The sequence below is a fragment of the Maridesulfovibrio salexigens DSM 2638 genome, from assembly GCF_000023445.1.
GTDB lineage: Bacteria > Desulfobacterota > Desulfovibrionia > Desulfovibrionales > Desulfovibrionaceae > Maridesulfovibrio > Maridesulfovibrio salexigens.
On the sequence record NC_012881.1, the window covers coordinates 3,802,727 to 3,829,713 of the forward strand.

The window sequence follows — 26,987 nt, forward strand, 5'->3', positions numbered from 1 at the left end:
AACGGCTACCCGCCCATATTGCAAATCCAAAGTCAGCTATCCAAGCATACGCCTGATTTCACTGACCATAACGTCGCAAGTCGGCAGCGGTTTAAGAAAAATTGAATTCGAAACGCAGGGCACTTCAGCCAGATCAATAGGAATGCTGAACTCCGGTGACCCTGTATAAATTATAAATTTGAGCTCCGGCCATTTTTGCCGGGCCTCTTTAATAAAATCAGTACCATTCATACCGGGAAGCCGCAAATCAACGACAACCAGATCAACCTGCTGCGTTTCAAGGAAGCTTAAAGCTTCCTCTGAACTTTCGACCTCGTAAACTTCAAAATCCTCATCTTCAAGGCTTATCGCAAGACTTTCCCTGACATGGATATCATCGTCCAGAACAAGTATTGAGTGTGACATAATTAAGCCTCCCGCCCAGAAATGGGGATCTTGATTCCAAACCGGGTCCAACTGCCCGGTACTGAGCTTACTTCCATAAGCCCTTTATGCTGATCTGTTATAATAAAATATGAGACAGAAAGACCCAATCCAGTCCCGGACCCCACTCTTTTAGTAGAATAAAAAGGTTCAAAGACTCTTTTACGAACATCCTCTTCCATTCCCGGGCCATTGTCTTCAACTTCAATAACGGCCATGTGACCATCTTTTTTTAATCTTAAAATGAAACATGGTTTATCTTCAACATATTCCTTCTCCATCATTGCCTGTGCTCCGTTTTTAAGCAGATTAAGAAAAACCTGCTGGAGCTCGTTCTCCTCGCAGACAACACTTGAAAGTTCTGAGCTATACTCTTTAATTATTTCAATTTTTCTAAAATCATACTCGCTCTTCAGATCGTAATCATTGGCTGCCAATTCAAGTGTATTATTCATCAATTCAGCGAGATTGCACTCACCAAACTTACGTTCGCTCTTACGGCTGAAGCGGAGCATGTTACTGACTATGGTTGCTGCTCGGTTGCAGGATTCAGAAATCCCATTCAGCATTTTCGGAACATCCCTTCTGGAAAGATATTCCCGAATATTTTCCAGATCGACATTACATTCACAGGCTGTCTCGTGGTTTTTATCCAGATCCTTATAGATACGATTAAGAATATTCTGGGAGTTACCGACAATGGCCGCGAGGGGGTTATTAATTTCGTGGGCCATGCCCGCAGCCAGACCGCCGACAGACATCATTTTTTCGGACTGGATCATCATCTGCTCCAGATTGCATCGTTCAGTCACATCGTCTATCTGGATAACCGCCCCATCAACGCCGTTGGCAATAAGCGGAAAAATAGTAACATCCTCGTAGCAGGTGCCGCTCTCGCCCTGCCGGGTTTTACGCTCCTCACAGCAGGGCTTACGAGTCCTGATAGTCTCTCTGATCTTGTCCATCTCCGAAGCCATACGCGGAAACACAGATACGAGAGACTTTCCCTGAGCATCTCCGGCAGATATTCCTGTAACCTTTTCTGCGGTCATATTCCACTGAGTAACGTGCCCCTCAGCATCCACCCCCACAAGGACAGAGGGCATTGAATCAATAATATTGGATAAATAGTTTCGTAGTCTACGTAACTCCTCACGCTGGCGATACTCTTCGGACGCATCCCTGAAAACAAGGACTGTTCCTGAGATATCCCCTTTCTCGTTAAAGACCGGAGCTGCTGAATCTGCAATATGAAACTCTTCCCCTGACCGGGAGATAAGTGCGGTATGGTTTGACAGCCCGACAACACCTTTCGTCTTCAAAACCGTATCCACAGGACTCGCGCAAGGATGTCTGGTAACCGAATTGACTATTTTAAAGACCTCTGCAAGAGGCCGTCCCTCAGCCTCATCAATGGACCAGCCTGTCAGTTGGCGCGCTACCGGATTCATGCGGGTTACCTTTCCATTGCAATCAGTTGCGATAACTGCATCTCCAATTGAATTAAATATGGTCTGTATTTCAGTTTCACTCTCGCGAGCCAGTTTTTCGGAACGCACAACCCGATCATAAAGAAAGGAAACAACCGCTCCACCAACAAAAATAAAACAGACCAGCATACCCCGCATATATATTTCATGCATATTATCAAATGGCAGCAGGTAGTAATCAAACGGGCGCCCCGCTTGGTTAAACCACGTAAAGTCGAAATAAGAATCTATTACCCACAGCATAGCTGCTACAAACCCGAAAGTAAGCAGCATCTTAGTGCCTGCATATCTGTAACCGTTCATAAACTCACCCCGATTCGACTCCATCAAGACCTGCAACAAACTGACAAGAAGAGACTAACAATAACCCATACTATTCTTTTTTTCAGCAACAAAAAAGGCGGAAGCAACTGCTTCCGCCTCTTGGAATACTACGTAATAAAAACTAAGATTTTAAGCACTTACTCAAGAAAGAGCTTCATCAGGAGTAACTACATCAATTCCGAAAGCTTCTCCTACTGCTGCATAAGTCAGCTTACCCTTCATGGTATTAAGGCCGAGCTTGAGAGATTTATTTTCACGCAACGCATCAAGGCCCTTATCAGCAAGCTGCAACGCATAAGGCAGGGTCTGGTTTACAAGTGCAAAAGTAGATGTTCGGGGAACCGCTCCGGGCATATTGGCTACACCGTAATGCACCACACCATCCACAACATAAGTCGGATCACTGTGGGTGGTAGGCTTGATTGTTTCTACACAGCCGCCCTGATCAACTGCAACATCGACAATCACGGAACCTTCCTTCATAGTGGCAAGCATGCCTTTGGTAACCAGATTAGGTGCCTTAGCTCCCGGAATAAGAACCGCGCCGATGATCAGGTCGGCCTCGGCTACTGCTGCGCGGATGTTGGGTTCAGTGGATGTCATGGTAGTCACCCGGCCATTGAAAATATCATCCAGATACTGGAGGCGTGCATGGTTGACGTCGAAAATTGTAACTTTCGCACCCATACCTGCGGCAATTTTGGCCGCGTTGGTTCCGACCACACCACCACCGAGAACCATTACCTTTGCAGGAGCAACACCGGGAACACCGCCCACAAGGATACCACGTCCGCCCTTGGGCTTTTCAAGATGCAGTGCGCCTTCCTGAGCGGCCATGCGTCCGGCAACTTCGCTCATGGGTGTAAGCAGCGGCAGGGAACCGTCGGGAAGCTGTACGGTTTCATAAGCAACACCGGTGGTCCCTGATTCAAGAAGCACTTTTGTCAAAGGTTCATCCGCAGCAAGATGCAGATAAGTAAACAGCAGGAGATCTTCGCGAAGATATTTGTATTCAGAAGCTATGGGTTCCTTGACCTTGATAACCATTTCAGCGGCCCATGCGTCATCGACAGAACCCATCTTGGCACCGCAAGAAACATATTCTTCATCAGAAAGCCCGGAACCGAGCCCGGCTCCTTTTTCAACTACAACGGAATGACCGCGCCGAACGAGTGTTTCAACCGCACCGGGGGTCATAGAGACCCTGTTCTCCATAGTTTTAATCTCTTTGGGGATACCAATCAGCATGTCATCAACTCCTGCTGCTAAAAGTTGTAGATTTAAAATTATGCAACAATCTAACGCAACAGTAACTTTTTTAGCAACGTATAATTTCGAATAAAGTACAGAATATTTTTGAACACAAAGACTTTTTTTCTACTTTGAGATACTTTAGAGGAACATAACACTCACTCAACCCGTTGACCGTAAAGGATTCAATAAAATGCCTGTTTGCCCACACAATATACCAACAATTCTCATAGTGGATGATGAACCTTTCAATCTCGAATTTCTTGAATTGGTGCTGAAACAACAGGGCTACAACATCATTACTGCTAACAGCGGTCGTAAAGGAAGAATGCTGGCAGAACAGGAACAACCCGACCTGATACTGCTGGACATCATGATGCCCGGAGAAAACGGATTTGAATGTGCAACAGTGCTACGCCTGTCCCCGGAAACTTCTGAGATCCCCATTCTTTTTCTAAGCGCCCTTGACGATGACGCCAACACATCCAAGGGTTTTGACGCCGGAGCAGTAGATTTCATTGCCAAACCGTTTGCTTATAAGGAAGTAATTCAAAGGATCAGGCTGCATTTGAAGCTGATGTCTTGCGATAGACAACTAAAAGCGGAGCGTCCTGCTGTCTCCAGAGAAAAACCGCTTGAAGCAGATTTTCCGGTGAAAGGTTCAAGAGCCTTTTATCCTGACCACCCCCGCAGTTCGGGAAGATTCATGCACGAAAGCGTTATCCTGACAGAGAAAAGCGAGAGCCATCTGCTACTGAACTGTTCAGAACCGTGCCCCGAACAATTACCTGCAACAATAAAAGAACTGCTGGCCGAAAACAGCGGCCCCTTGTTCAGACCTTCAGAAACCCTGCGCAACATAGGCATCGGACTCAAAAACAATTTCAGTAGTAACAACGAAATTTCAGCCGCATACATCCATCTTGACCGGGAAGATGAGTCGCTCACTGTAGTCAACGCCGGAGCACTCCCGGTAATTCTACTGCGCCGTGACAAACCCCCGCAGCTAATCGAAAGGCAAAGCGGCAATCTGGGCAGCCTCGGCATGGGACTACCACCATGCTCCACTTACGATATCAAGAGAGGTGATCGCGTTTTCATGTTCAGCAGGGAAATGCTCAACTCCTTCGCTCGTGAAGGTGATGCTATCAATGAGCTGATGGAAGCTTTTCACCTCTCATCAGGTGTAGATATTGAAACAGCCTGCCAAGCCGCAGGCGAAATGCTCCTGCGCAATGGAGAGCAGCCGGAAGGGATTCTGGTGGGGATTGAGGGGTAAAAAAGGTTAGACGGCTAAGAAAGTGCCAGATGCAAGGCGCAAGAAAGCCCCGGCACACAACACACCGGGGCTAGGAGAGAGAACTGGGTTTATACCCAGTCTGAAATTATTTTACAGAACCGACAGGGTACTTTGCGCCTTTCCAAGCAAAGATGCCGCCGGGGTATCTTTTTACGTTGGTGTAACCGAGCTTTTTAGCCCATGCTGCACCGTTGTGGCTGCGGGTGCATTTTACGAAACCGCAGTAGATTACGATAAGTTTGTCTTTATCGGGTCCGAGCATTTCAATGAACTGCTCTTTGGTTTTACCATCGGTTTCCTTAACGTCCCACTCAAGCATGTCGGGAATGGGGAAAAGAAACTGCTTTGCACCGGGAACGTGCTCTTTCTTGTAGCTTGCTTCATAGGGCATGGTGTCGATGATGATCATGTCCTCTTTCTTATCCTGCAGAGCTTTCAGTTCAGGAGTGGTGATAATATCGTAGCCACCGCGCTGTACTTCTTTGAGCAGTTTTACCGCGCCTTTTTCTTTTTCCACTTCCTGCGCGAATTTGTCAGCACCGAGACATCCGGTCATTGCAAACATGAGCGCGCACAGAGCCGCAATTACAGAAATATTCCTAACCATCTTCATTCCATCATCCTCCAGATTTCAAATTGATAATTAACGGGCAGCAAGCATTGGAACAGGCCGGGCACGATATCCTTTTACCCGGCGCAGGAAATACAGATATCCACAGGCTGCAAGCAGAAAAGCATCACGTAGCAAAGCTTCGCGCAAGGAATGATAGGCTTCACCTTCCGGATCATCGGGAGCAAAGCACCCGCAATCAACATCGAGTCCCATGTTGATTCCATGAGCGAGTACCCCCATGAACACGAGCAGCAGAACCGAATAAGACGAAAGGGAACCTTTCACATCCCAGATCAGTCCAAAAGCAACGATAATCTCCGCCAGAGGCAATACAACCGCCGCAACAGAATTCAATTGCCCGGGCAGCAATCCATAACCGCTGATGACCGTGGCGAACCCCTGAACATCCAACAGTTTTCCCGCTCCTGCGTATAAAAACACAGCAGCCAGAACACACCTGAGAATGAAATACACCTGTTTGGACATCATCTTTTCAATCATTGCAGCACCCGTTCAAAAAAGTTTGATAAATTCAGGATTACATTCAATTTAATCCCAATATCAAATAGTTATACCCAATTACACAGCGACGCTTCTATCCATATTCTCGATAACATCCATTGCAGGACAAAATACCCTTTGCAAAATCCGCTAGTTATAGCGTAGTGTTGTGCGGATATTTCAAGTTTTAATAGGAAAAACATTTATGACCAATTCAAAAGATGACCAAGCTGCACAAAAAATGCATAACGAAAGCGTTCACGATGAACCGGATAAAGTAGTAGAGCCAGAAGAGGCCCTCCCGGAAATCACCAAAGACGAACTCCCCCCATCCATACTGAACGCCCTTGATAAAACAGGCTGGGACAAACTCACCCCGGTCCAGTCAAAATCCCTCCCCTACCAGCTTTACAATAGAGACCTCATGGTGCAGGCCAAGACCGGAAGCGGAAAAACCGGCGCATTCGTCCTGCCTTTGCTGGAAAAACTCGACCCCAACATCAATTATACTCAAGCACTGATCCTTGTCCCCACACGAGAACTTGCACGACAGGTTGAACGCGAAGCTGAAAAAATTTTTGAAGGCTCAGGATTACGGGTTCTTTCCGTTTACGGCGGAGTCGGTTACGGTCATCAGCGCGAAGAACTGGAAAAAGGGGCACATATGGTTGTAGGTACCCCGGGCAGGATTCTGGACCACCTGCTCAAACGCACCTTTGACCTTGAAGACCTCGAAACCCTGATTTTTGATGAAGCGGACCGCATGTTGTCCATCGGTTTCTACCCGGACATGCGCGAAGTTAAATCCTACCTGCCGCGCAGACCTATTTCCACCTACATGTTCTCTGCAACTTTCCCGGAACACGTTATCCGTCTCTCCAAAGAGTTCATGTACAAGCCGCAGATGCTCAGCCTGAGCAGCAAACAGGTTCATGTAACAGAGATTGACCACGCCTATTACGAAGTGCCTTCCATGGGCAAGGAACGCCAGCTCATGCGCATCCTTGAAATGGAAAATCCCACCTCGGCTATCATTTTCTGTAACACCAAAGCCAACGTCGAATTTGTTACAGCAGTGCTCAACAACTTCGGCTTCAATGCCGCAGATCTGACCTCGGACCTTTCGCAGTCCAAACGCGAACGGGTTCTGGCCCAGCTGCGTGACGGATCAGTGCGCTTTCTCGTGGCAACGGACATTGCAGCGCGCGGCATCGATGTACCGGACCTCTCCCACGTAATCATGTACGAACCGCCGGAAGATAAGGAATCCTACATCCACCGTGCCGGACGTACAGGACGTGCAGGATCTTCCGGGGTCGCAATCTCTCTTGTGGACGTAATCCAGAAGATAGAACTGCAACGCATCGCTACTGCCTACAATATTAATTTTGAAATACGCGAATTGCCGGATGACAAACAGGTACTGGAAACAATCAACGAAAGACTGACCACAATCCTTGAAGGTAAATTCCGTTCACGGACAATACTTGAAAGGGAACGCATCGGACGTTATAAAGATCTGGTCCGCCAGCTTGCCGAGGATGACGAACAATGCATCCTTGTGGGCATGCTTCTGGACGAACTCTACCAGAAATCCCTGCACGCCCGTGCAGAACAGCCCCCGGCGCCCAAGCCCAGACCACAGAGACAATCCCGCCCCCGCAAAAATAACTACCGTGGTAAGCCGAAAGGCGGAAGCTCTACAAATAAAGGTCAGAACAAGGGCCGCAGCGGGAACTACAATCGCAACCGCAGATAACGGAGAATTGAAATGAAACTTCTTTCAACCCAAGTGGAAGGATACATTGAACGTTCATCCTGGATTCGCAAGATGTTCGAAACAGGCATTGAACTGAAGAAAAAGTACGGTGAAGACGCAGTCTGCGACTTTTCACTGGGCAACCCTGATGTTCCTGCACCTGCTGCTGTCGGTGAAGGTCTCAAGGAACTTGCCGAAACCGCAGACAAGCCTTTTGCTTTCGGCTATATGCCCAACTTCGGTTACCCCACCGTGCGTGAAAAACTCGCTGAAACAGTTTCCGAAGAACAGGGTGTAAAAGTATCCGGTTCAGACCTGATTATCACCTGCGGCGCTGCCGGTGCGATCAACGCTCTTTACCGGGCCATTCTCGAACCGGGCGATCAGATTCTCTGCCCCGCTCCCTATTTCGTAGAATACGGTTTCTATGCTCAGAACTCCGGCGGCGAACTGGTTACCGTACCTTCCAAGCCGCTGACCTTTGAGCTGGACCTCGACGCCATTGAAGCAGCCATAACCGAAAAGACCCGTGTGCTGCTCATCAACTCTCCCAACAACCCCACCGGGGCTGTCTACACCAAGGAAGAGCTTGAAGGACTGGCCGCCGTTCTCAAAAAAGCAAACGAAGGCCGCGAACGTCCTATCTTCCTCGTTGCGGATGAGCCATACCGCTTCCTCGCATTTGATGGTGTTGACGTTCCCTCTATCCTGCCGCTCTACCCCTACAGCATCGTAGTAAGTTCTTTTTCCAAGAACCTTTCTCTTGCCGGAGAACGCATCGGCTACGGCCTGCTCAACCCGGACATGCCCGAGAAAGAAAAACTCATGGCCGGACTGGTGCTCACCAACCGTATTCTCGGTTTCGTAAACGCACCCGCAGTAGGTCAGAAGCTGCTTGAAAAAGCCCTCGGCTCACAGGTCGATAAGAACATCTACCTTGAACGCCGCAATGCTATGGATTCCGTGCTTAAAGATGCAGGTTATTCCTACACCATGCCCAAGGGCGCATTCTACTTCTTCCCCGAAGCACCCGGCGGTGACGATGTAAAATTCTGCGCCGCACTGCAGGAAGAAAAAATCCTCGCCGTTCCCGGAACAGGCTTCGGATTCCCCGGTTACTTCCGCCTCGCTTTCTGCGTAGGAACCGAGGTAATCGAACGTTCCAGAGAAGGATTCAAGAAGGCTATCGAGCCGTTTAAATAGTAATACTAGTCAGATTTAACTGATTCCAGGCACTCCGTTTTTGAAATAACGGAGTGCCTTTTTTTGATCAACTATCCCAGCCGACCCCATTTGACTTATTATAATTCATATGTCACTACTGGTGACATGAAATCCAAAAAAGACAAAGAACAAACCCGAAAGCGCATCATTGAAGCCGTTGGACACGTGCTTGCCAGAGATGGGGCCAAAGGTCTTGGCATCAATAGCATAGCCAAACAAGCAGAAGTGGATAAGGTGCTTATCTATCGATATTTCGGAGGTTTGCCGGAAGTCATCAAAGCATTCGGAATAACCGAAAAGTATTGGCCCAATCCTGAAGAACTGGTTGGAGATCCTGAGCAATGGGAAAAACTGGGCATCCAGCTATCACTACACCGCTTTTTCAAAAACTATATACGGGCAATGCGTTCAAGACCCCTGACCTTAGAAATTATGGCTTGGGAACAAGTCTCTACTTCTAAAGAAGCAGCTTGTCTGGAAGACATTCGCATACGGACCGCTTTAGAATGCTTTGAACGCATGTCACTGGAAGTAAATGAAGATGTCGATCTTACAACCTTAATTGTCATGATGTTTTCCGCAATTAATGCACTGCTGGTCAAATCCATAAAAACGAATAGCTATGGAAGCTTGGATTTATCAGAAGATAAAGCATGGAAACGGATAGACGCTGTAGTCGCGGGTATGTTGAAAGGTGTCATAGCGGCAAAAGAACTCTAAGGAGAATTTAAGATGGAACCACGCGATCAAGCGGTTACGGCTCTACTGAATGGGTCTTCCTGTGCACAAGCCGTACTTGAAGCATTGGGAAATAAATATGGACTTGGTGCAGATGTGGCAAAAAAAATTACTGCCGGACTTGGCGGGGGACTTGCTTCCGGATTAACCTGCGGCGCGGTTTCCGGGGGGTGCTTGGCACTCGGCCTTGCTCTAGGATCTGATAACCCTGCGGATACATATTCACGTGAGCGCACATACTATGCTGTACAGGAACTGCTGGCCCGTTTTGCAAAAATCAATCACTCACACCAATGTTCAGAAATCCTGAGCTTAAATGATCAGGAAATAAAAACTCCCGAAGGAAAGAAGCGGCTGCGGGAAAGCAAACTATGCCTTAAATTAGTAACAGATACCATAGACTGCATTGAAGATATCCTTAACGAAGAACTATAGCTCTGACATTAATACAAAGAACTCCTTAACAGAAAAAGCCGCTGAAAATTTAATTCCAACGGCTCTTCAAATTTGAAACTTAAAAGTAAAAAGATTTTTACACTTAAAATCCGAATCTTTAAAACTTGTACCTCAAATTAAAGAAAGCTCCGAATGCAGCTTCCTGATCCTCTGATCCGAACTTATCACCGTTCTTATCAAAGAACTTGGTTTCTCTGGCGAAAACATATTCCGGGCCGATTGATATGGAGCAGTTTTTAATGGGTTTGTAGTCATAGTAAACACCGAACTTCATGCTGCTCGTCTCAATATAGCCCGCATCTGAAACAGAGCTGTCATCCTTTAGCCGATAGGTCTTACCGTCAAAGTTGAATGCAGCGCGCAGGGTGGAAACCTTGTCAAAGGAATAACCGACCTCAGTGGCGGGCATGCCGAGGTTTACAAAATATCCTGAGCCGTCAGCAGCGTAGTCAGTATAATTGACACCGAAATACGGCATAGCTGAAACCCGGATACTATTAGCAAAGGCACGCAGACCGATCAGCGCCTTTAAGTTGTCATTGAAAAAATAACCGATGTGCCCACGCAAGGCTCCACCAAATGAATCTTCCATCTGTTCTTCAAAAGCGGATGTCCCGGTGATCCCGGCTCCATAAAACCAATTCTCATTGATTGCGCCATTCAAACTATATCCAAGACTGAAACGGTGCAGGGTATTCCAAGGATCATCCTGCCCATTTCCAAAATTAAGCTGACCGACATTGTCCCAAGAATAGTGCTGTCCTTCATAACTGAAAGAGAATCCACCGGCATTTACCCGCATCTGTCCCCCGGCAATGCTGGAGGAGCCGTCACTATCCTTGTAATCGGCATCAGAAAGATACTTCCCAGTAACCCGGACTGATATAGGTTCAAAAAGACTGCCTTCTCCTGCTGCTGCGGTGCTGGCGCAACAGAGTATTAAAAAGGCTAGTATGATATTGGTAATTTTGGTCATGACAATGCAACTCCTTCAAAACGTATTATTCATTACAATTAGCAATCGAATAACACCCACTATGTGAACAACTTGTAATTAACATGTGAAACTTTCGAAAAATAGCAACACGAAGGAGAGAAAGCACCTTAAGATTCCTTAAGATGCTACACGAAATAGAACTTATTACGCAACCTGTTCTGTCGAACTGAAATCAATGGAGACAATTGTGCCTCCTTCAGGGCGGCTGCTTATAGAAAACTGCCAACCGAATCGGTCGCATAATCTTTGGACAATGGACAGGCCTAACCCGAAGCCGTTACTGCTTTCGCCCTTCACATAAGGTTTTGAAATATTGTCCATAACATCAGCAGAAATCCCAATCCCCGAATCCTTAACTGTTACAATTGCCCCGACTATAAGGACTTCTACAGAACCGCCCGGAGCGAAATTAAAGGCATTGCAAAGCACATTATTGAGAACAATGGAAAAAGCACGTTCAGGAGCATAATTTGAAGCGCAGTCGCTCATCTCCACAACCAGATTTATTTTTTTAAGCTCAACAAGTGGCTGCAAACTGCGCAAGACTCTCTCGGACGCTTCATTGATATTAAAACACGCTTCCGAAACTTCCTTATTTTCTTCCCGGGCTATCCAGAGCAGGGTTTCAATTGTCTCTTCCATATCCTTTACTGAACGCTCTATACGGCCCAAAGGTTTCTGCATCTCAGAACTTTTAGATGAAGGAGAGAGTCTGATCAGTTCCAGAGCACCTTTAATCACACTTAACGGGGTGCGCAGTTCATGGCTGACATCTCTGGTAAAATCCTTTTCGCGCTTGATGAACATCCGCACTCTTTTAAATGAATTCTGGATATTTAAAGCGATCAGACCGATTTCATCTTTACGTACAGATTCCGAAAACTCTCTATTCAAATCATCCGGCCTGTATGCCCGTATTTTTCCAGTAAGAGAATCAAGGGGGCGGAATACAATTTTACCTATAAAAACCACAAGAAATATGCCTAAGGCTGCGGTAAAAACAAAATAAAGGAGTAGAATACTGGTAGCACCCAAAACGCAAGAATGCTTATCAATGACATGGCTGACATTATAAATGAGGTACAGCCTTCTGTCCCCTTCAGGATAAGTGCGCACCAATGTATTATGACTATCGGGACCGGATATTGCTGCCGGGCCGCTGGTTTCATAAAAACCGTCCCGCAGCAGGGGCAGGGTGTCCTTAAACTCTGGAGGAAGCTGTGCCGGATCTGTTGCTGCCAGTAAATTTCGCAACTTGGGCAGACGTGCATTTTTATCTTCAGCGTAACGCCTGAAATAATCATCGGCCTCATCGCGGAGGATGTTATTGAGAACCTCATCCTCAGTAACCCGGACCGTCCCAAGCTGCGCAAAGCCATATAGTCCAAGCAGGATAACCAGTGAAATGCTGTAGGAAACAATCGCTTTAAAGCGTAAACTATTAATCTTCATTGTTCCCGGCCAACTTAAACCCTATTCCGTAAACAGTCTGTATCATCGGGTAGGAAAACCCTTTATCCACCAGACACCGCAATTTATAAATATGACTGCGTAACGAATCACTGTCAGGCGGATCTTCGCCCCAGAGAGAAAACTCGACATCCCTACGGGGCACTACATTAGGGTAAGCCTCCATAAGAAGCCGTAAAAGCTGAAAACAGGCCCGGTTAAGTTTAATGGGAACCCCCTCCCTTGTTACAGCCATGCGCCCTGTATCCATGACCAAAGTCCCGACACTTAACGAAGACGCCCCTCTCCCCTTGTTACGAGCGGTAATTGCAGTCAGCCTTGCAACCAATTCTTCCAAAGCAAAAGGCTTAACCAAATAGTCATCCACTCCGGCATCAAAACCTGAAAGCTTATCCTGCAATGTATCCAAAGCGGTAAGCATTAAAATAGCAGGCTGGGCAACGGAAGCCTTGCGAAGCCGTGAACAAACTTCAAGCCCGTCCATCCCCGGCAGCATTACATCCAACACCAAGGCATCATACTGATTAGTAACAGATAGGTGCAATCCTGCGACACCATCCGCAGCGTAATCAACCACGTGGCCGCACGATTCCAGATAATCACATATATTTTCAGCAAGATCATGATGATCTTCAACAACCAGCACTTTTAATGGCGGCATGGGACAACCTCATTTCACAATAGGTAAAGCTACAGCTTCAGATTTAAATATTCTTCTCATACCCGTCAGCACCGAAAAAGGCGAGAAATAGCCTTAAACCTAAGTTGATTTTTGTGAAATATATGTGAACAAATCATCCGGCCTAATCAGTCCGCCCCTTCAAAAGTAATTCGCGGTCCACAAACTGGCTGAGAACAAGAGAAACCAAGGACATTCCTGCTGCGCCGAGGAAAACAATGCGATAATCCTGCATCCACGCAATACCACCCAATACGGGCACGAAAACAGCAGCAATATGGTTGATGGTAAAACTGACCGCCATAGACGGGGCAATGTCCGGCTTATCGGCAATCTTCTGGAAGAAGGTCTTGATGGCCATGGTGAAGTTAAAGAAAATATTATCCAGAATATAGAGCAGAGCTCCTACCAGCGGACTGTCTGTATAAGCATAGGCGGTAAAGATCAGGAACAAGCTGGCGTACTCAAGGGTCAGGACTTTGCGCTCACCGAACTTGTTCACCGACTTGGCAATGATCGGGTTGACGAAATAGTTAATCACGTTGTTGACCACAAAAAGAATGGCGATGTGCTGCAACGAAAATCCGAATTTCTTAACCAGCAGAAAGACAGCAAAAGCGACAAAAATCTGCCTGCGCGCCCCGGCGATAAAAGTCAGAGCATAGAAGAGCCAGTACTTGGACCGAAAAATCATCTTCTTGTGCTGCGGCGGCAGGTCCGGGGATGATGGATCACGGGTCAGACAATAAAGTCCGGCCAGCACTGCTACAATACCTGCCCCAAAGAAAATCTCCGAATAGCCCATGAAACCGGAAATCGAGATAACAACCACGCCCACACAAATATTGGTCGCTGCGGCAAGACTGCGCAAACGTCCCATAACCAGCGGAGCCTCCGTGTAACCGAAATATTGCAGGGTCAAGGACTGGTTCAGTGTCTCGTAATAGTGAAAGCCGAAAGACATAACCAGAGTAGTAAAAGCCAAGCCTGCAAAGGATGGCATGAATCCGGTAATGCAGATACCGAGTCCCATGATAATTACAGAAAGTGCAGCAAGACGGTGCTCCTTGATGAACATGAGCACGTAGATTACAAGCAGAGCAAGGAAACCCGGAATTTCACGAATGGAACCGAGCAGCCCGAACTGACCGCCGTCCAGCCCGGCCACTTCAACCGCAAAATTATTCAGCAGGGTTCTCCAACCTTGAAAACCGACAGTGGTGGCAATGGTCAGCACCAGCAGAAATATATACATCTTACGGGAAGTGAAGCTTTTTGTAGGCACGATGAGATCCTTAAAATGGTGAGATTATGATAAACGGATGCATTCAGTAAGGACGGAAAAAGTAATCCCGCGTCCGACATAAAACAAGTCAAAATTTAGCAGGAACAATATGGCAGACTTTCCCCCTCCGTACACAGTGCGGGTCAGCCCAAGGGCAAAAAACATAATAATCAAACTAATCCCGGACAAAGGAATTGAAGTAGTTCTGCCAAAGGGAGCTAATCGCAGAGATGTACCCTACTTTCTGGAAAAACGCCGGGAATGGATCGAACACAATATCCGTAAACTGGAAGGGAAAGGATTCTCCTTAAACCCACCGGAATTGGTCCTGCCCGATGAAATCTGCTTTGCCGCAAGTGGAAAAGTCTTCACAGTACGGAGGGTGGAAAACCGTAAACCCGGCCTGCGCATGCGCCGCAATGTGGATAAACTTCTCTTGAGCGGCAATGACTGGTCACCGGAAGAAGAATTGGAGGTGCTGACCCGTTTTGTTCGCAGCGAAGCCCGCGATTTCCTTGTTCCGGAACTAAATAAAATTTCAGAAGAACTGAACCTGCCCTTCAGCAAGGTCTTCATCCGTTCACAGCGAAAACGCTGGGGCAGCTGCTCCGCCAAGGGCAACATCAACCTGAACATGAAACTAATGTTCCTGCCCTACCGCCTCGCGCGCTATGTGCTCATTCATGAACTCTGCCACACAGTGCACCTGAACCATTCCGCTAAATACTGGCGGCTGGTAAAAATGGTCGAGCCTGATGTGGACAAATTAGAGAGGGAACTTTCCGAGGCGGGAAGACTGGTCCCGACATGGATTAATTTCCAATGAGACGAGAGCCAATAAAACGTCTTCCCCTTTACAAACCGCCACAAATGGATGAAGTTTATACGTTAACAACTGCACAGCTACTAGCGAACCATATAGCTATATCTCCTTAAGGAATCACGATGGAAATCAGCAGCAAAAAAGTCGGTGACGTATTGGTCATGGCCATAAAAGGCCGCCTTGATGCCCTTACCTCCAGCAAACTGGAAAGTAAGATGTGCGAACTCATTAACGCCGGTGAAAATAAAATTGTAATAGATCTTGGTGAGCTGGAATATATTTCCAGTGCAGGACTCAGGGCCATACTTTTTTGCGCCAAAAAGCTTAAGGCAACAGAAGGAGACATAGCCTTCGCGAACATAACCGGGATGATAAGTGAAGTATTTGAGATTTCCGGTTTCGGAACCATGTTCAATATATACAGTTCCGCCCTTACTGCTGCGGAAAAGATCTCCTGAGGAGCTTAAAATGCTACGCCCTGCCCTGACTCTTCTGCTGACTTCCACAATATTTTTTTATGCACAGATTTGCGGGGCAGAAACCTCCCGGACAGTTAGCAAAGAAGAGGTCCGCCAAATCCTCAAGAACAACCCGGAACTGATCTTCGAGGCCCTTCAGGGACACGAAGAGCAACTCTATGACCTGTTACAGGTGGGGTTGGAAAAAAAGAACAAATCACGAATCAGGGAAGGCCGGCTCAAGCAACTTAATAATCCCAAAATAGCAGCTCTTCACCCGGACCGTCCGGTTTGGGGTTCTCCCAATGGGAAAATCAATATTATTGTCTTTTCAGACTTTCAAAGCGCAACCAGCGCCAAGGCTGACAGCATAATTCATGAATTGCTAAAAAAGCATCCTGAAATCAGCTACCGCTTCCGTCATAATCCTTTAGGACTTCATAAAATGTCACTTCCGGCAGCCGGTTATTACGAAGCACTTGCCCTTCAAGATCAAGCTAAGGCCAAGAAGCTAAATCGGCTGATCTTAAAGAACAGATTGGCAATTAAAAAGAGCGGGACAAAAAAACTTGATGAGCTGGCAGAAAAGTGCGGTGCGGACATGAAACAATTGCACCGGAACTTGAATTCCCCGCAAGTAAAAGCACGTATTGACGGAGACCGTAAGGAAGCACGCAAGCTTGGCCTGACAGCCTCACCGGTCTTTCTCGTTAACGGGGTTACTGTCACCGGAGCAGCCCCTATTGAAGAATTTGAAGAAGTGCTCCGAATGATCCGCGAGAATTAATCTTTTTATAATAGAGGGTTCACTCTTTATTCTTTAAGTTGCGCAAAGCAGAAGAGCATAAAAAGACTGGGCAGCAATACGATAGTGATATATTATCATAAGCCCTGTTAAAATTTCCAAATCGCGGACAATATGAACACAATGCCACAAAATCAATCTGATATACGCCGAGTATTCCTGCACACCGGAGATGCATACCTCGGGGTTAAACCGACTATTGTTTCCACCGTACTCGGGTCTTGTGTGGCAATATCCATGTTCTCTCCCCGCAAAAGACAAGGTATTATCTGTCACGCATTCCTGCCTTCGCGTGCTGAAATCAAGGATGTAAACGAGCCGTCAATTCAGATTTGCAGATATGTGGACACAGCCGTAGACCATTTGCTAAAGAGTATGAGACGCTTGGGGGTTAGGAAAAACGAGCTTGAAGTAAAACTGTTTGGTGGAGCCACCGGACTGAGTTATTCTCAGGTAAGGCCGTCATGCGCTCTGGGTATCGGCAACAGAAATGTTGATGCCGCACTTGAAAATTTAGAAGCGAAAGGACTCAAGCCTGTAAGCATGGATGTTGGCGGAAATGTAGGCAGAAAACTTCTTTTCTGCACCTACTCCGGGGACGTCTGGATTAAGCGGCTTGAAAAACATATGTTCTAGCCATATAAACGGCCACTATCTGCAAGATTAAAATGAAGCTCTCTAACAAGCTGTATTCACTTCTTTTACTGTTCACTATTTTTCTTTTCAGCCTACCCGGAATATCCTGTGCAGGGGATTCCATCTACCAATATTCCCTCATTGATTCCCTGCTTGCAGGCAATTATGACGGGGAATTAACAATCGGCACCCTAAAAAAACACGGTGATACCGGACTGGGAACATTCAACCGTCTTGATGGTGAAATGGTTTTCCTTGATGGCGAGGTATACAGAATTGATGCCCACGGCAAAGCCATTAGAATCGATGATAGCGAATGCACTCCCTTTGCTGCTGCGGCCTTTTTCAAAACAGGGAAAATAATCAAGCTCGATTCCGTGAAATCCATTAAAGAATTAAACGACAAGATTTCAAAATCCCTCGACTCTGAAAATCTTTTCTACCTCATCCGGATTGATGGAAAATTCCATAAAATACGCACTCGTAGTGTTCCAGCGCAGCAAAAACCTTACCCTCCGTTGAAAGAAGTGGTTAAGGAGCAGAGCATCTTCGCTTTCAAGGACATTACCGGAACTTTAATCGGTATCAAGAGCCCGTCTTATGTCAAAGGGATCGGTGTACCGGGGTTCCATTGGCACTTCATTAACAGGGAACGGACTTCCGGGGGACATGTCTTGAACTGCATTTTCAGCGATCTGGCTGCCAAGGTAGGAACATACAATGAGTTCCAGCTTCAGCTTCCAGAAAATAAAAGCTTTCTCGACGCTAAATTTGAGCAGGACAGACAAAAAGAATTAAAAGAAGTGGAAAAAGATTCAGAGAAGAAGTAACATTAATCAAAATCTAACAATTCCATTCCCTAACTGAATTATATTGTCCGGGAGATATATTATGAGTGACCGAATTCTCGTACAGGTAGATGAAGATCTTGAAGCCATCATGGACCGGTATCTGGAAATCAGACAAAAAGAACTTGTTGAGCTTGAAGAAGCAGTTGAGCAGAAAAACTTCGAAATCATCAGACTGCTTGGACACCGCCTTAAAGGAACGGGGTCATCGTACGGGCTGGATGAACTAACCAGACTGGGGACACTGATAGAAGACAAAGCCATGGTTGAAGACATGTCCGATGTACCGGACTATACCGCAGAAATCAGGCATTTCCTGACCAATCTGGACATAGAATACATCGAAGTAGATGAATAAAAAACAAGGCCGGAAGGATTATCCCTCCGGCCTTTCATATTTAAATCAGAAACTTTCCGGTAACTGAGTTCGGGTTGGCAATAATCTCTTCAGGGGTACCCTGAGCAACAATCTGCCCACCGGATTCCCCTCCTCCAGGGCCTAAATCAAAAACATAGTCAGAAGCACGAATCACATCAGTATTATGCTCGATGACGATTACTGTTGCCCCTTTTTCAACCAACTGTTGCAAAACCTTGATCAGCTTGCCGACCTCATGCATATGCAATCCAGTAGTAGGCTCATCAAGGATGTACAGTGTTCCGGGCAGACTGCGCTTACCGAGCTCGCGTGAAATCTTGATCCGCTGAGCTTCACCGCCTGAAAGGGTAGTTGCTGGCTGCCCCAGTTGCAGATACTCAAGGCCGACCTGCTCCAAGACTTCCAGCCTGCGTTTGAGAGTCGGATGATTCTCAAAGAATGCCTTGGATTGACGCACGGTCAGGTCAAGCACTTCGGCAATATTCTTGCCCTTGTAATCCACTTCCAGAGTCTGGCTGTTGTAACGTTTGCCCTTGCAGACATCACAGGTCACGTAAACATCGGGCAGGAAATGCATTTCCACCCTGATCTGACCGTCACCGCGACATGCTTCGCAACGTCCGCCGCGCACGTTAAAACTGAAACGTCCGGGCTTGTAGCCACGCTTCTTGGCTTCCTTGGTAGCGCAAAAAATCTTGCGGATTTCATCAAAAATCTTGGTGTAAGTGGCCGGGTTGGAACGCGGGGTCCTCCCGATGGGAGACTGGTCAATGGAGATAACTTTCTCCACTTTCTCGATCCCTTCAATTCCTGCAATACGTCCGGGCTGATCCACTTTCACACCGCGCGAGAGGGCGATATGCTTATACATGGAATCCACAACCAGTGAACTCTTGCCCGAACCGGAAACCCCGGTAAAGCAGCAGAGCACACCCAGCGGTATATCAACATCAAGGTTTTTGAGGTTGTTGGTCTTAACCCCTTTGAGCTTAATCCAATCTTTGGGAATACGCCGCTCTTCAGGTTTATCCAAAGCAAGTTCGCCACGCAGGTACTTGGCGGTCAAAGTCTGAGCCTTACCGAGAAGCTGTTTTACGCTGCCCTGAAAAACAATCTCCCCGCCAAGCATACCCGATCCGGGTCCGATTTCGATAACATGGTCTGCATTGCGAATAGTGGATTCATCATGCTCCACCACCAGCACGGTATTGCCACGAGACTGCAAGGAGCGCAGGGTCTTGATCAAACGCTCGTTATCGCGCGGGTGCAAACCGATGGAAGGTTCATCAAGAACATAGGTAACACCCACCAGCCCGGAACCCAGCTGGCCTGCCAGCCTGATGCGCTGTGCCTCACCACCGGAAAGAGTCGCCATATTACGGCCAAGATTGAGATAATCAAGACCAACATTGACCATAAAACCCAAACGATGGGTCAGCTCCTTCAGGAGCGGTTCAGCAATGAGCAGTTCATGACCGGAAAAATCAAGGCCTTCCAGCCAGTCCAAGGCCCGTTTGATGGACATGGAGCAAAAATCAAAAATTGAAACCGAGTTCACTTTAACAGCTAATGACTCAGGACGCAGCCTTGCACCTTCACAAACAGGACAGGGCCGCGACTGTCTGAACCGGGAAAGCTCATCGCGCCAGATACGCCCGAGATTATGCCCCACTTCAAGCAGGTCAACCACACCTTCCCAGCCCAAATCCTTGTCGCCGTAGAACAGGGCCTTATGTGCGTCAGCAGAAAAGTCTGCCAGCGGAGTATCAACCTTGAAGCCGTATTTTTTACCAAGCTGCCGAAAATCAAGTTCGTAACGCTCAAACATCTTCGGGGATTTCCACGGGATGACCGCTCCGGTCTTCAATGAAAGGCCCTTGTTGGGCGCCAGAAGTTCCGGCTCGTAATATTCAACACTTCCGATACCGGAACAGAGCGTACAGGCTCCCTGCGGGCTGTTAAATGAAAACAGTTGAGGGGAAAGTTTAGGCATGCTGATCTTGCATGACGGACAGGTGGACATGGTTGAAAGGTAGACATCCTCACCACCTATGATGGAAACCACGATGGATTCATCGCCGTAACGCAGGGCCAGCTCAAGGGAGTCACCGAGGCGTTTTTTCATGTCACCCTTGATGACAAGGCGGTCCACCACCAGATCAACATTGTGTTTCTTGTTCTTCTCAAGGTCCGGCACATCGTCAATGGTATAGACCGTACCGTCAACGCGCACACGGACGAAGCCTTCTTTTTTAAGCTTCTTGAACAGGTCCTTGTGGGTACCCTTCTGGTGATCCACCAATGGAGCCATCAGCATAAATTTTGTGCCTTCACCAAAAGCCATGATCCGCTCCAGAATCTCATCCGAAGTCTGGGCTTCAATGGGAATACCGCACTCAGGACAATGGAATTTACCCAGCCGTGCAAAGAAAACGCGCAGGAAGTCGTAAATCTCGGTCACAGTACCGACGGTTGAACGCGGGTTACGCGAAGTGGATTGCTGCTCCAGCGAAATCGCCGGGGAAAGCCCTTCAATCTTATCAACCTGCGGTTTGTCCAGCTGCGGCAGGAATTGGCGGGCATAAGCGGAAAGAGATTCTACATAACGCCGCTGTCCTTCCGCATATACAATGTCGAAGGAAAGGGTTGATTTACCGGACCCCGAAGGACCACAGACCACCACCAGTTGATCACGCGGAATATCAAGGTTCAAATTTTTAAGGTTGTGCTGACGCGCACCTTCAATATGGATACATTTTTTATTCATGATAAGAGGCTGATTTGATGCGCTTCGCGCTTTAAGTTTATTAAAATTTACCTCTTCAGGCCTACTAGCTCTTCGTAAAAAAAGTTTAAGGCCCCTACAAATCCACATAAAAGCAGACTTGAAAATTGCCTTAAAAGCAACGATCCGAAAGGATGGACATCTGAAAGAGGCAAATCAAAACCTTTTATTAGGTCTTCGCTGTGCCATGCGATTGTTAAGATATGCTTAACACGAAGAAAGATAATAAGCACTTCTTAAAAGAAGGCAAGTAAAATAGTAATGATTCTTAATTATTTTTTGATTCTTGTCCGGCAGGACTTTCTTTTCCCATAGGGCAGGTGCTGAAATTTTCTTCCACATCCTCAAGGCAGTTTTCTTTAATTTCAGCAATGAAAAGCTCCACCAACTCAGGATCAAGAGAATGGCCAGCAAGCTTGCGCAGGATGGAATATGCTTTTTCCAAATCCATAGCTTCCTGATAACTGCGGGTGGTAGTTACCGCATCAAATACATCGGCGATGGAAAGGATACGTGACCCTGTCTTAATTTCATCGCCCTGCAAGCCGTTTGGATAGCCAGTACCATCCAGACGCTCATGATGTGACCGCATATACTCCAAGGCAGGGCCGAGAAAATCCAGCCCGCGCAGCATCTTAAATCCCCATTCCGGGTGCTGCTTGATCTCCGCCAGCATATCCTCATCAACCTTGGTATCCACATTTTGGATCAAGCGGTCACTGAAACCGATTTTGCCAATGTCATGCAAAGTCCCGGCAACATGCACAGTCCAGATTTCATCTTCGGAAAGCCCCATCCTACGGGCTAAACGCTCACAATAAAGCCCCACCCGCTCCGCATGTCCACGTGTATACGGATCGCGCAGGCTCAATCCGCGCGCAACAGCCTTAACGGTTGCTACCACATTGCACTTAAGTTCCTCATTCGCCTGCTCAAGCGCAAACTCACGAGCCTCAATACGGACCATCATCAAACCCACGGATTCCGCCAGTTCCCGTACATAGGGATCATATTCATCAGTAGTCAGATGCATGATGTCATTGGAATAATTACCGCCGGAAATATCCTGAATACAGGCAAGAAGTTCGGTGAGTCCTTTCATATGGCTATCCGTAGATTAGAGTGAATGGGATATGGATGTCTTACGACTTTATACTGAAATTGTGTGGTGGGGGATAGGGGGAAGGTTAGTGAGGAGGGGATGTTTTTAGACTAGAAGATTCAATTATTCCATTAGAGCGATAAAAAATATTCTACTAGAATAATTCTAGTAGAATATTTTAAAAAGTTCTGACCAGCCACCTTCTGAAGACAGGATCAACAAGTTCCCAGCCGTTTTCTTCATTGCTGACCAAGTCCTGTATACTGAGATGTTTCAAGGCCTTTTGGACTCCACCTGACGATAGATTCGTTTCCTTCAAAAACACCTGAGAAGTAACCTTGCTTCCCGGATATTTTGCCAATCCCACCAACAAAGACAGTTGTACCGGGGTTAAGCCGTCTACGATCCCCTGATAGGAATATCTCTCGCTCGCTAGAAGTGATTCAAAACATTCATCAACATCATCAAGGCTGGGGTTGTCCCTCATGCTGAAAAGCAAATAGCTGAAAAGCTGTGCGTAATAAGGATATTGATGAACAAGATTTGAAACAGCAGCAGCTGCTTCGTGCGAAATGGACTTACCGCCCTTACTGAAAAGCTCAACAATATATTCCACAAGATCTTCATGTGGTAGCGGAGGAAGTTCCATCAAAAGAGTGCTATTGTAGAAAGGACGATGCCTATCAGTAAACATAGACTTGAGGATACGCCGCCTGCTACCCGCAAAGATATACCCCGCCCCATGCATCTGGATATGGGTTCGCAGTATAGCTTCCGTCTTACCCTTGTCCACCTCCACAATATCCTGAAACTCGTCCATGGCTATGTGCACAGGCTTATCCGACTTCTCGGTAAACTTTCCTATCTCGGAAAGCAGAGATTCAAGCAGGTCATACCCGGAAATACCTTCAGTAGCACGGACATCAATCTGAACTCCCCCTTCTTCAGTAGGAGTAAAAACAGGACGATAGGTCTTGAAAAAATCAAGCAGAGCCTTTTTGCCTTTTTCGAAAAAAGAAACATATTCGCTCAAACCTTCATACACAGCCCTTGCCAGTCTCGAAGCAAGATCCTCAACCGACATAACCCTGTAAAAATCGACATAAAAGACATAGGCGCCCTTATCATGCATTTCTTTCTGGGCACGTTTAATCAACGATGTTTTCCCGTACCTACGAGGAGAGAAGAGCGTTACGTTCGCACCATTCATGCCGTGTAAAATGAGATCAGTAAGTTCCTTTTCACGGTCACAAAACGGATCACTTGGTCGCAAGGTATTAAAACGGAAAGGATTATTCATAACATACTCCAAAATATTCTAATAGAGCATCAAATTTTATTCTCTTAGAATTATTCTAGTAGAATATTTAAATTTGTCAATTAACCTAATCCACAAAAAAAACTCCCTGCCTCAACCGAGACAGGGAGTTCTTTCAAAACTTCAAAACACGCATATAACCAATAAATTAAGCCCCGACATGCTCCTTATAAGCCTGTACGGTGTTGATCAGCAGCTGAGCGATGGTCATGGGACCTACTCCGCCGGGAACAGGGGTCATGGCGGATGCTACGTCTTCCAGTGCTGCGTAATCACAGTCACCGACCAGACCTTCGTCAGTGCGGTTGATGCCTACATCAACTACGACTGCGCCGTCTTTGACCATCTCTTTCTTGATGAATTTGGGAATGCCGATGGCGGCGAAAACGAAATCCGCGGCTTTGACTTCCTCAGCGAGATTGTCAGTGCGGGAATGGCAGACAGTTACGGTGGCGTTTGCGAAATCACCGTACTGCATGAGCATCATGGCAAGGGGCTTACCAACGATGTTGGAACGACCTACTACAACGGCTTTCTTGCCGGAAGTGGGCAGGTTGTAGCGTTCCAGCAGGGTGATGATACCTGCGGGAGTGCAGGAACGGAAACCGGGCAGGCCGAGCATGAGCTTACCTACGTTCATGGGATGGAAGCCGTCCACATCCTTGCCGGGATCAATGAGTTCGAGGCAGCGTTGGCTGTCGAGTCCCTTGGGCAGGGGCAGCTGCAGCAGGATACCATCGATGGTGTCATCTGCGTTGAGCTTCTGGATCAGAGCCTCAAGTTCTTCCTGAGAAACGGATGCATCGATACGGTGTGCAGTGGAAACGATTCCTGCTTTCTCGCAGGCGATTTCCTTGTTGCGAACATATACCTGAGATGCGGGGTCCTCGCCGACCAGAATAACGGCCAGACCGGGCGCTCTGCCGTGTTTTTCTTTAAGTCCGTCTATCTCTACTTTCAGCTCTTCACGAATAGTAAGAGCTGTTTCTTTACCATTCAAAATCTGCATTGAAATTTCTCCGCTGTTTATGGCCTGTGGGTGAAAAATGCATATTGTAATTTTTAAAGACTGGCAAGCACACAGCCTACTGGAGAATTACTCCGGAGTCTTCAACTGAAAGACCGTCCTCTTATCAATTTCAAGACTTTTTATGTCCTGCCCATAATATTTATCCACCAATTTATCGATTAAGCCTGACGATTGGGCATTTTGCAGAGCTTTCTCCAATATCGGTTTCAACTCTCTACGTTTGGGCGAGAGGTAGATTATAACATTCTTATCATAAGAAAAAAGGATATTCGGGACAATTACCAGATCTGAATAAGTACGTATCTCTTCCTGCGCTTCAAGAACAGATCGAGGAAAATAGTCAACATTTCTATTAGTACGACTCAGCATACAATAAATAAGCTGCCAATCCGCCACAGCGATATGCTTTAAACCATTCTCTTCCCAAACTCTGTTATCGAACCACTTTTGGCCGAATGCACCTACCAAGTTCAAAGACCGAAATTCTTCTAATGAATTTATATTATTAAAAAGATCTACTTTAGACTTTGAAACAACCAATACTCGTTTTGAAATATACCCCTTGGTGAGGGGGACGTTTATGGGAATTAGCTCTTCGTCTTACTTCTTGCTTTGGATTAGAGGAAGAACATCGATTAAACCATGTTCGAGCATGCGGCGTTTACGCAAATGCGGGTAACATTTCATCATAACGAAATTAACTTCAGGACTGCTGGCTTTCAATGCACTGGAAAGCAACTCTGCTACAAACTGATTGTTTTTCGTTTCGCAATAGGAATACCGGACACTTACCTCCGCATAAGTGACACTTGAAAACAACAGCACAGCGAGCAATGCAGGAAAAGTTAAATTTACACGCATACCCATATATACATTTGGGAGTCTGAAGGGTCAATATTACAAGAACTGATCACGTTAGAACATCACAAAAAAAGGGCTGCGGGGAGAACCCCACAGCCCTTTAATAAGCAGTAAGCTATTTCTTAGTCTTCGCCGAAGAAAGCTTCCTTCAGAGCGGGACCGTAGTAGATACCATCATCTTCGAGGTCTTCCTCGATGCGGAGCAGCTGGTTGTACTTGGCAAGACGGTCGGAGCGGCAGAGAGAGCCGGTCTTGATCTGGCCTGCGTTCAGACCTACTGCGAGGTCAGCGATGAAGTGGTCGCTGGTTTCACCGGAACGGTGAGACACAACGTTGGTGTAACCTGCGGTCTTAGCAAGTTCCATGGTATCGAGGGTTTCGGTCAGGGTACCAATCTGGTTCAGCTTGATCAGAATGGAGTTACAAGCACCCTGCTCAATACCTTCAGCGAGGATTTCGGGGTTGGTTACGAACAGATCGTCACCAACGAGCTGGATTTTTTCACCGAGATCATCGGTCATTTTCTTCCAGCCTTCCCAGTCGCCTTCTGCAAGGCCATCTTCAATGGAGATGAGCGGGAAGCGTTCTACGAAATCAGTGTAGAAATCAATCATACCCTGAGCATCGAATTCTTTACCTTCACCGGCCAGAACGTACTTGCCGTCTTTGTAGAATTCGGAAGCAGCAGCGTCGATAGCGAGAGCTACGTCAGCACCGGGACGGTAGCCGGCAGCTTCAATAGCTTTCATGATGTATTCGAAAGCCTGAGCGTGGGATTCGAGGTTAGGAGCGAAGCCACCTTCATCACCAACTGCAGTGTTGTGGCCGTCAGCAGCCAGCAGACCTTTCAGGGTGTGGAAAATTTCAGCACCCATGCGCAGAGCTTCAGCGAAAGTCTCAGCGCCGATGGGCATGATCATGAATTCCTGGATATCGAGGTTGTTAGGTGCATGCTCACCACCGTTGATGATGTTCATCAGGGGTACGGGAAGGAGCTTGCCGTTTACACCACCGAGGTACTGGTAAAGGGGAATGCCGAGCAGGTTTGCGCCAGCGCGGGCAACTGCCATGGAAACGCCGAGCATTGCGTTAGCACCGAGGCGTTCTTTGTTTTCAGTACCGTCAAGCTCGATAAGGATATTGTCGATGTTGACCTGACGCAGAGCATCCTGACCAACCAGAGCTTCAGCGATTTCTTCGCGAACGTTGGCAACAGCAACCTGTACGCCTTTACCTTTGTAACGATCTTTATCGCCGTCACGCAGTTCGAGGGCTTCACGGGTACCGGTGGATGCTCCGGAAGGAACAGCTGCACGACCGGTTGCGCCGGATTCAAGTACTACTTCTACTTCTACGGTGGGGTTACCTCTGGAGTCGAGAATTTCTCTCGCCCATACTGCGGTAATAGTGCTCATAACAATACTCCTTAAAA

General features: G+C 47.0%; 26 protein-coding genes. 11 read left to right on the forward strand and 15 right to left on the reverse strand.

Going from position 1 to position 26,987, the window contains the following annotated elements:
* Positions 1-36: 36 nt before the first annotated feature.
* The 3 genes from DESAL_RS17355 to ald all read right to left on the reverse strand — a co-directional run bounded on the left by DESAL_RS17355 (position 37) and on the right by ald (position 3,485).
* Positions 37-405, reverse strand: a complete 369-nt coding sequence (locus DESAL_RS17355) for a response regulator (RefSeq protein ID WP_015853265.1) — start codon at positions 403-405, stop codon at positions 37-39.
* Between the two features lie 2 nt (positions 406-407).
* The gene (locus tag DESAL_RS17360) at positions 408-2,216 is read right to left on the reverse strand and encodes a two-component system sensor histidine kinase NtrB (protein ID WP_049760035.1); all 1,809 of its coding nucleotides are present in this window, start codon (positions 2,214-2,216) and stop codon (positions 408-410) included.
* 162 nt (positions 2,217-2,378) lie between these two features.
* Positions 2,379-3,485, reverse strand: a complete 1,107-nt coding sequence (gene ald, locus DESAL_RS17365; protein WP_015853267.1) for an alanine dehydrogenase — start codon at positions 3,483-3,485, stop codon at positions 2,379-2,381.
* 196 nt (positions 3,486-3,681) lie between these two features.
* Between ald and DESAL_RS17370 the strand changes: the two genes are divergently transcribed.
* Positions 3,682-4,767 carry a response regulator gene (locus tag DESAL_RS17370; RefSeq protein WP_015853268.1) on the forward strand — a complete coding sequence of 362 codons (1,086 nt, stop codon included), beginning with the start codon at positions 3,682-3,684 and terminating at the stop codon, positions 4,765-4,767.
* Between the two features lie 106 nt (positions 4,768-4,873).
* Here the strand turns inward: DESAL_RS17370 and DESAL_RS20550 are convergent, their stop codons facing one another.
* Both DESAL_RS20550 and DESAL_RS20555 read right to left on the reverse strand, forming a co-directional pair.
* Positions 4,874-5,401 carry a rhodanese-like domain-containing protein gene (locus tag DESAL_RS20550; RefSeq protein ID WP_015853269.1) on the reverse strand — a complete coding sequence of 176 codons (528 nt, stop codon included), beginning with the start codon at positions 5,399-5,401 and terminating at the stop codon, positions 4,874-4,876.
* Between the two features lie 30 nt (positions 5,402-5,431).
* Complete coding sequence (locus tag DESAL_RS20555) at positions 5,432-5,902, reverse strand: MauE/DoxX family redox-associated membrane protein (RefSeq protein WP_015853270.1); 471 nt, start codon at positions 5,900-5,902, stop codon at positions 5,432-5,434.
* Positions 5,903-6,107: 205 nt separating this feature from the next.
* Here DESAL_RS20555 and DESAL_RS17385 point away from each other — a divergent pair, with 205 nt between their 5' ends.
* The 4 genes from DESAL_RS17385 to DESAL_RS17400 all read left to right on the forward strand — a co-directional run bounded on the left by DESAL_RS17385 (position 6,108) and on the right by DESAL_RS17400 (position 10,058).
* A complete protein-coding gene (locus DESAL_RS17385) occupies positions 6,108-7,661 on the forward strand; it encodes a DEAD/DEAH box helicase (RefSeq protein WP_015853271.1) in 1,554 nt (517 codons plus the stop codon).
* Positions 7,662-7,673: 12 nt separating this feature from the next.
* Positions 7,674-8,864, forward strand: a complete 1,191-nt coding sequence (locus DESAL_RS17390; RefSeq protein ID WP_015853272.1) for a pyridoxal phosphate-dependent aminotransferase — start codon at positions 7,674-7,676, stop codon at positions 8,862-8,864.
* A gap of 126 nt (positions 8,865-8,990) precedes the next feature.
* Positions 8,991-9,605: a TetR/AcrR family transcriptional regulator gene (locus tag DESAL_RS17395; RefSeq protein ID WP_041722341.1), complete on the forward strand. Its 615-nt coding sequence runs from the start codon at positions 8,991-8,993 to the stop codon at positions 9,603-9,605.
* Between the two features lie 12 nt (positions 9,606-9,617).
* The gene (locus DESAL_RS17400) at positions 9,618-10,058 is read left to right on the forward strand and encodes a C-GCAxxG-C-C family protein (RefSeq protein ID WP_015853274.1); all 441 of its coding nucleotides are present in this window, start codon (positions 9,618-9,620) and stop codon (positions 10,056-10,058) included.
* A 118-nt stretch (positions 10,059-10,176) separates the two neighbouring features.
* Here DESAL_RS17400 and DESAL_RS17405 read toward each other — a convergent pair whose 3' ends face one another.
* The 4 genes from DESAL_RS17405 to DESAL_RS17420 all read right to left on the reverse strand — a co-directional run bounded on the left by DESAL_RS17405 (position 10,177) and on the right by DESAL_RS17420 (position 14,510).
* Positions 10,177-11,055 carry a DUF6268 family outer membrane beta-barrel protein gene (locus tag DESAL_RS17405; RefSeq protein WP_015853275.1) on the reverse strand — a complete coding sequence of 293 codons (879 nt, stop codon included), beginning with the start codon at positions 11,053-11,055 and terminating at the stop codon, positions 10,177-10,179.
* Positions 11,056-11,220: 165 nt separating this feature from the next.
* A complete protein-coding gene (locus DESAL_RS17410) occupies positions 11,221-12,528 on the reverse strand; it encodes a sensor histidine kinase (protein ID WP_015853276.1) in 1,308 nt (435 codons plus the stop codon).
* The gene (locus DESAL_RS17415; RefSeq protein WP_015853277.1) at positions 12,518-13,207 is read right to left on the reverse strand and encodes a response regulator transcription factor; all 690 of its coding nucleotides are present in this window, start codon (positions 13,205-13,207) and stop codon (positions 12,518-12,520) included. The genes DESAL_RS17410 and DESAL_RS17415 overlap by 11 nt, the downstream gene beginning before the upstream one ends.
* A gap of 142 nt (positions 13,208-13,349) precedes the next feature.
* Positions 13,350-14,510, reverse strand: coding sequence for an MFS transporter (locus DESAL_RS17420; protein WP_015853278.1), 1,161 nt, complete (start codon positions 14,508-14,510; stop codon positions 13,350-13,352).
* A 109-nt stretch (positions 14,511-14,619) separates the two neighbouring features.
* Between DESAL_RS17420 and DESAL_RS17425 the strand changes: the two genes are divergently transcribed.
* The 6 genes from DESAL_RS17425 (at position 14,620) to DESAL_RS17450 (ending at position 18,438) form a co-directional block, all read left to right on the forward strand.
* Entirely contained in the window at positions 14,620-15,336 is a 717-nt protein-coding gene (locus DESAL_RS17425) for a M48 family metallopeptidase (protein ID WP_015853279.1), read from the forward strand.
* Between the two features lie 119 nt (positions 15,337-15,455).
* Positions 15,456-15,791, forward strand: coding sequence for an STAS domain-containing protein (locus DESAL_RS17430; RefSeq protein WP_015853280.1), 336 nt, complete (start codon positions 15,456-15,458; stop codon positions 15,789-15,791).
* 10 nt (positions 15,792-15,801) lie between these two features.
* A complete protein-coding gene (locus DESAL_RS17435; protein ID WP_015853281.1) occupies positions 15,802-16,578 on the forward strand; it encodes a DsbA family protein in 777 nt (258 codons plus the stop codon).
* Between the two features lie 132 nt (positions 16,579-16,710).
* Positions 16,711-17,232, forward strand: coding sequence for a chemotaxis protein CheD (locus tag DESAL_RS17440; RefSeq protein ID WP_245543758.1), 522 nt, complete (start codon positions 16,711-16,713; stop codon positions 17,230-17,232).
* 32 nt (positions 17,233-17,264) lie between these two features.
* Positions 17,265-18,062 carry an acetolactate decarboxylase gene (gene budA / locus DESAL_RS17445; protein ID WP_015853283.1) on the forward strand — a complete coding sequence of 266 codons (798 nt, stop codon included), beginning with the start codon at positions 17,265-17,267 and terminating at the stop codon, positions 18,060-18,062.
* A gap of 61 nt (positions 18,063-18,123) precedes the next feature.
* Positions 18,124-18,438, forward strand: coding sequence for an Hpt domain-containing protein (locus tag DESAL_RS17450; RefSeq protein ID WP_015853284.1), 315 nt, complete (start codon positions 18,124-18,126; stop codon positions 18,436-18,438).
* Between the two features lie 40 nt (positions 18,439-18,478).
* On the opposite strand, the gene uvrA is transcribed toward DESAL_RS17450, so the two are convergent.
* The 6 genes from uvrA to eno form a co-directional block, all read right to left on the reverse strand.
* Positions 18,479-21,226, reverse strand: a complete 2,748-nt coding sequence (gene uvrA / locus DESAL_RS17455) for an excinuclease ABC subunit UvrA (protein WP_015853285.1) — start codon at positions 21,224-21,226, stop codon at positions 18,479-18,481.
* 286 nt (positions 21,227-21,512) lie between these two features.
* Positions 21,513-22,346 carry an HD-GYP domain-containing protein gene (locus DESAL_RS17460; RefSeq protein ID WP_015853286.1) on the reverse strand — a complete coding sequence of 278 codons (834 nt, stop codon included), beginning with the start codon at positions 22,344-22,346 and terminating at the stop codon, positions 21,513-21,515.
* A 178-nt stretch (positions 22,347-22,524) separates the two neighbouring features.
* Positions 22,525-23,646, reverse strand: a complete 1,122-nt coding sequence (locus tag DESAL_RS17465; protein ID WP_015853287.1) for an AAA family ATPase — start codon at positions 23,644-23,646, stop codon at positions 22,525-22,527.
* A 166-nt stretch (positions 23,647-23,812) separates the two neighbouring features.
* Positions 23,813-24,673, reverse strand: coding sequence for a bifunctional methylenetetrahydrofolate dehydrogenase/methenyltetrahydrofolate cyclohydrolase FolD (folD, locus tag DESAL_RS17470; RefSeq protein WP_015853288.1), 861 nt, complete (start codon positions 24,671-24,673; stop codon positions 23,813-23,815).
* Positions 24,674-24,760: 87 nt separating this feature from the next.
* Positions 24,761-25,168, reverse strand: coding sequence for a hypothetical protein (locus DESAL_RS17475; RefSeq protein WP_157046983.1), 408 nt, complete (start codon positions 25,166-25,168; stop codon positions 24,761-24,763).
* Positions 25,169-25,677: 509 nt separating this feature from the next.
* Complete coding sequence (eno, locus tag DESAL_RS17485) at positions 25,678-26,970, reverse strand: phosphopyruvate hydratase (protein WP_015853290.1); 1,293 nt, start codon at positions 26,968-26,970, stop codon at positions 25,678-25,680.
* Positions 26,971-26,987 lie beyond the last annotated feature (17 nt).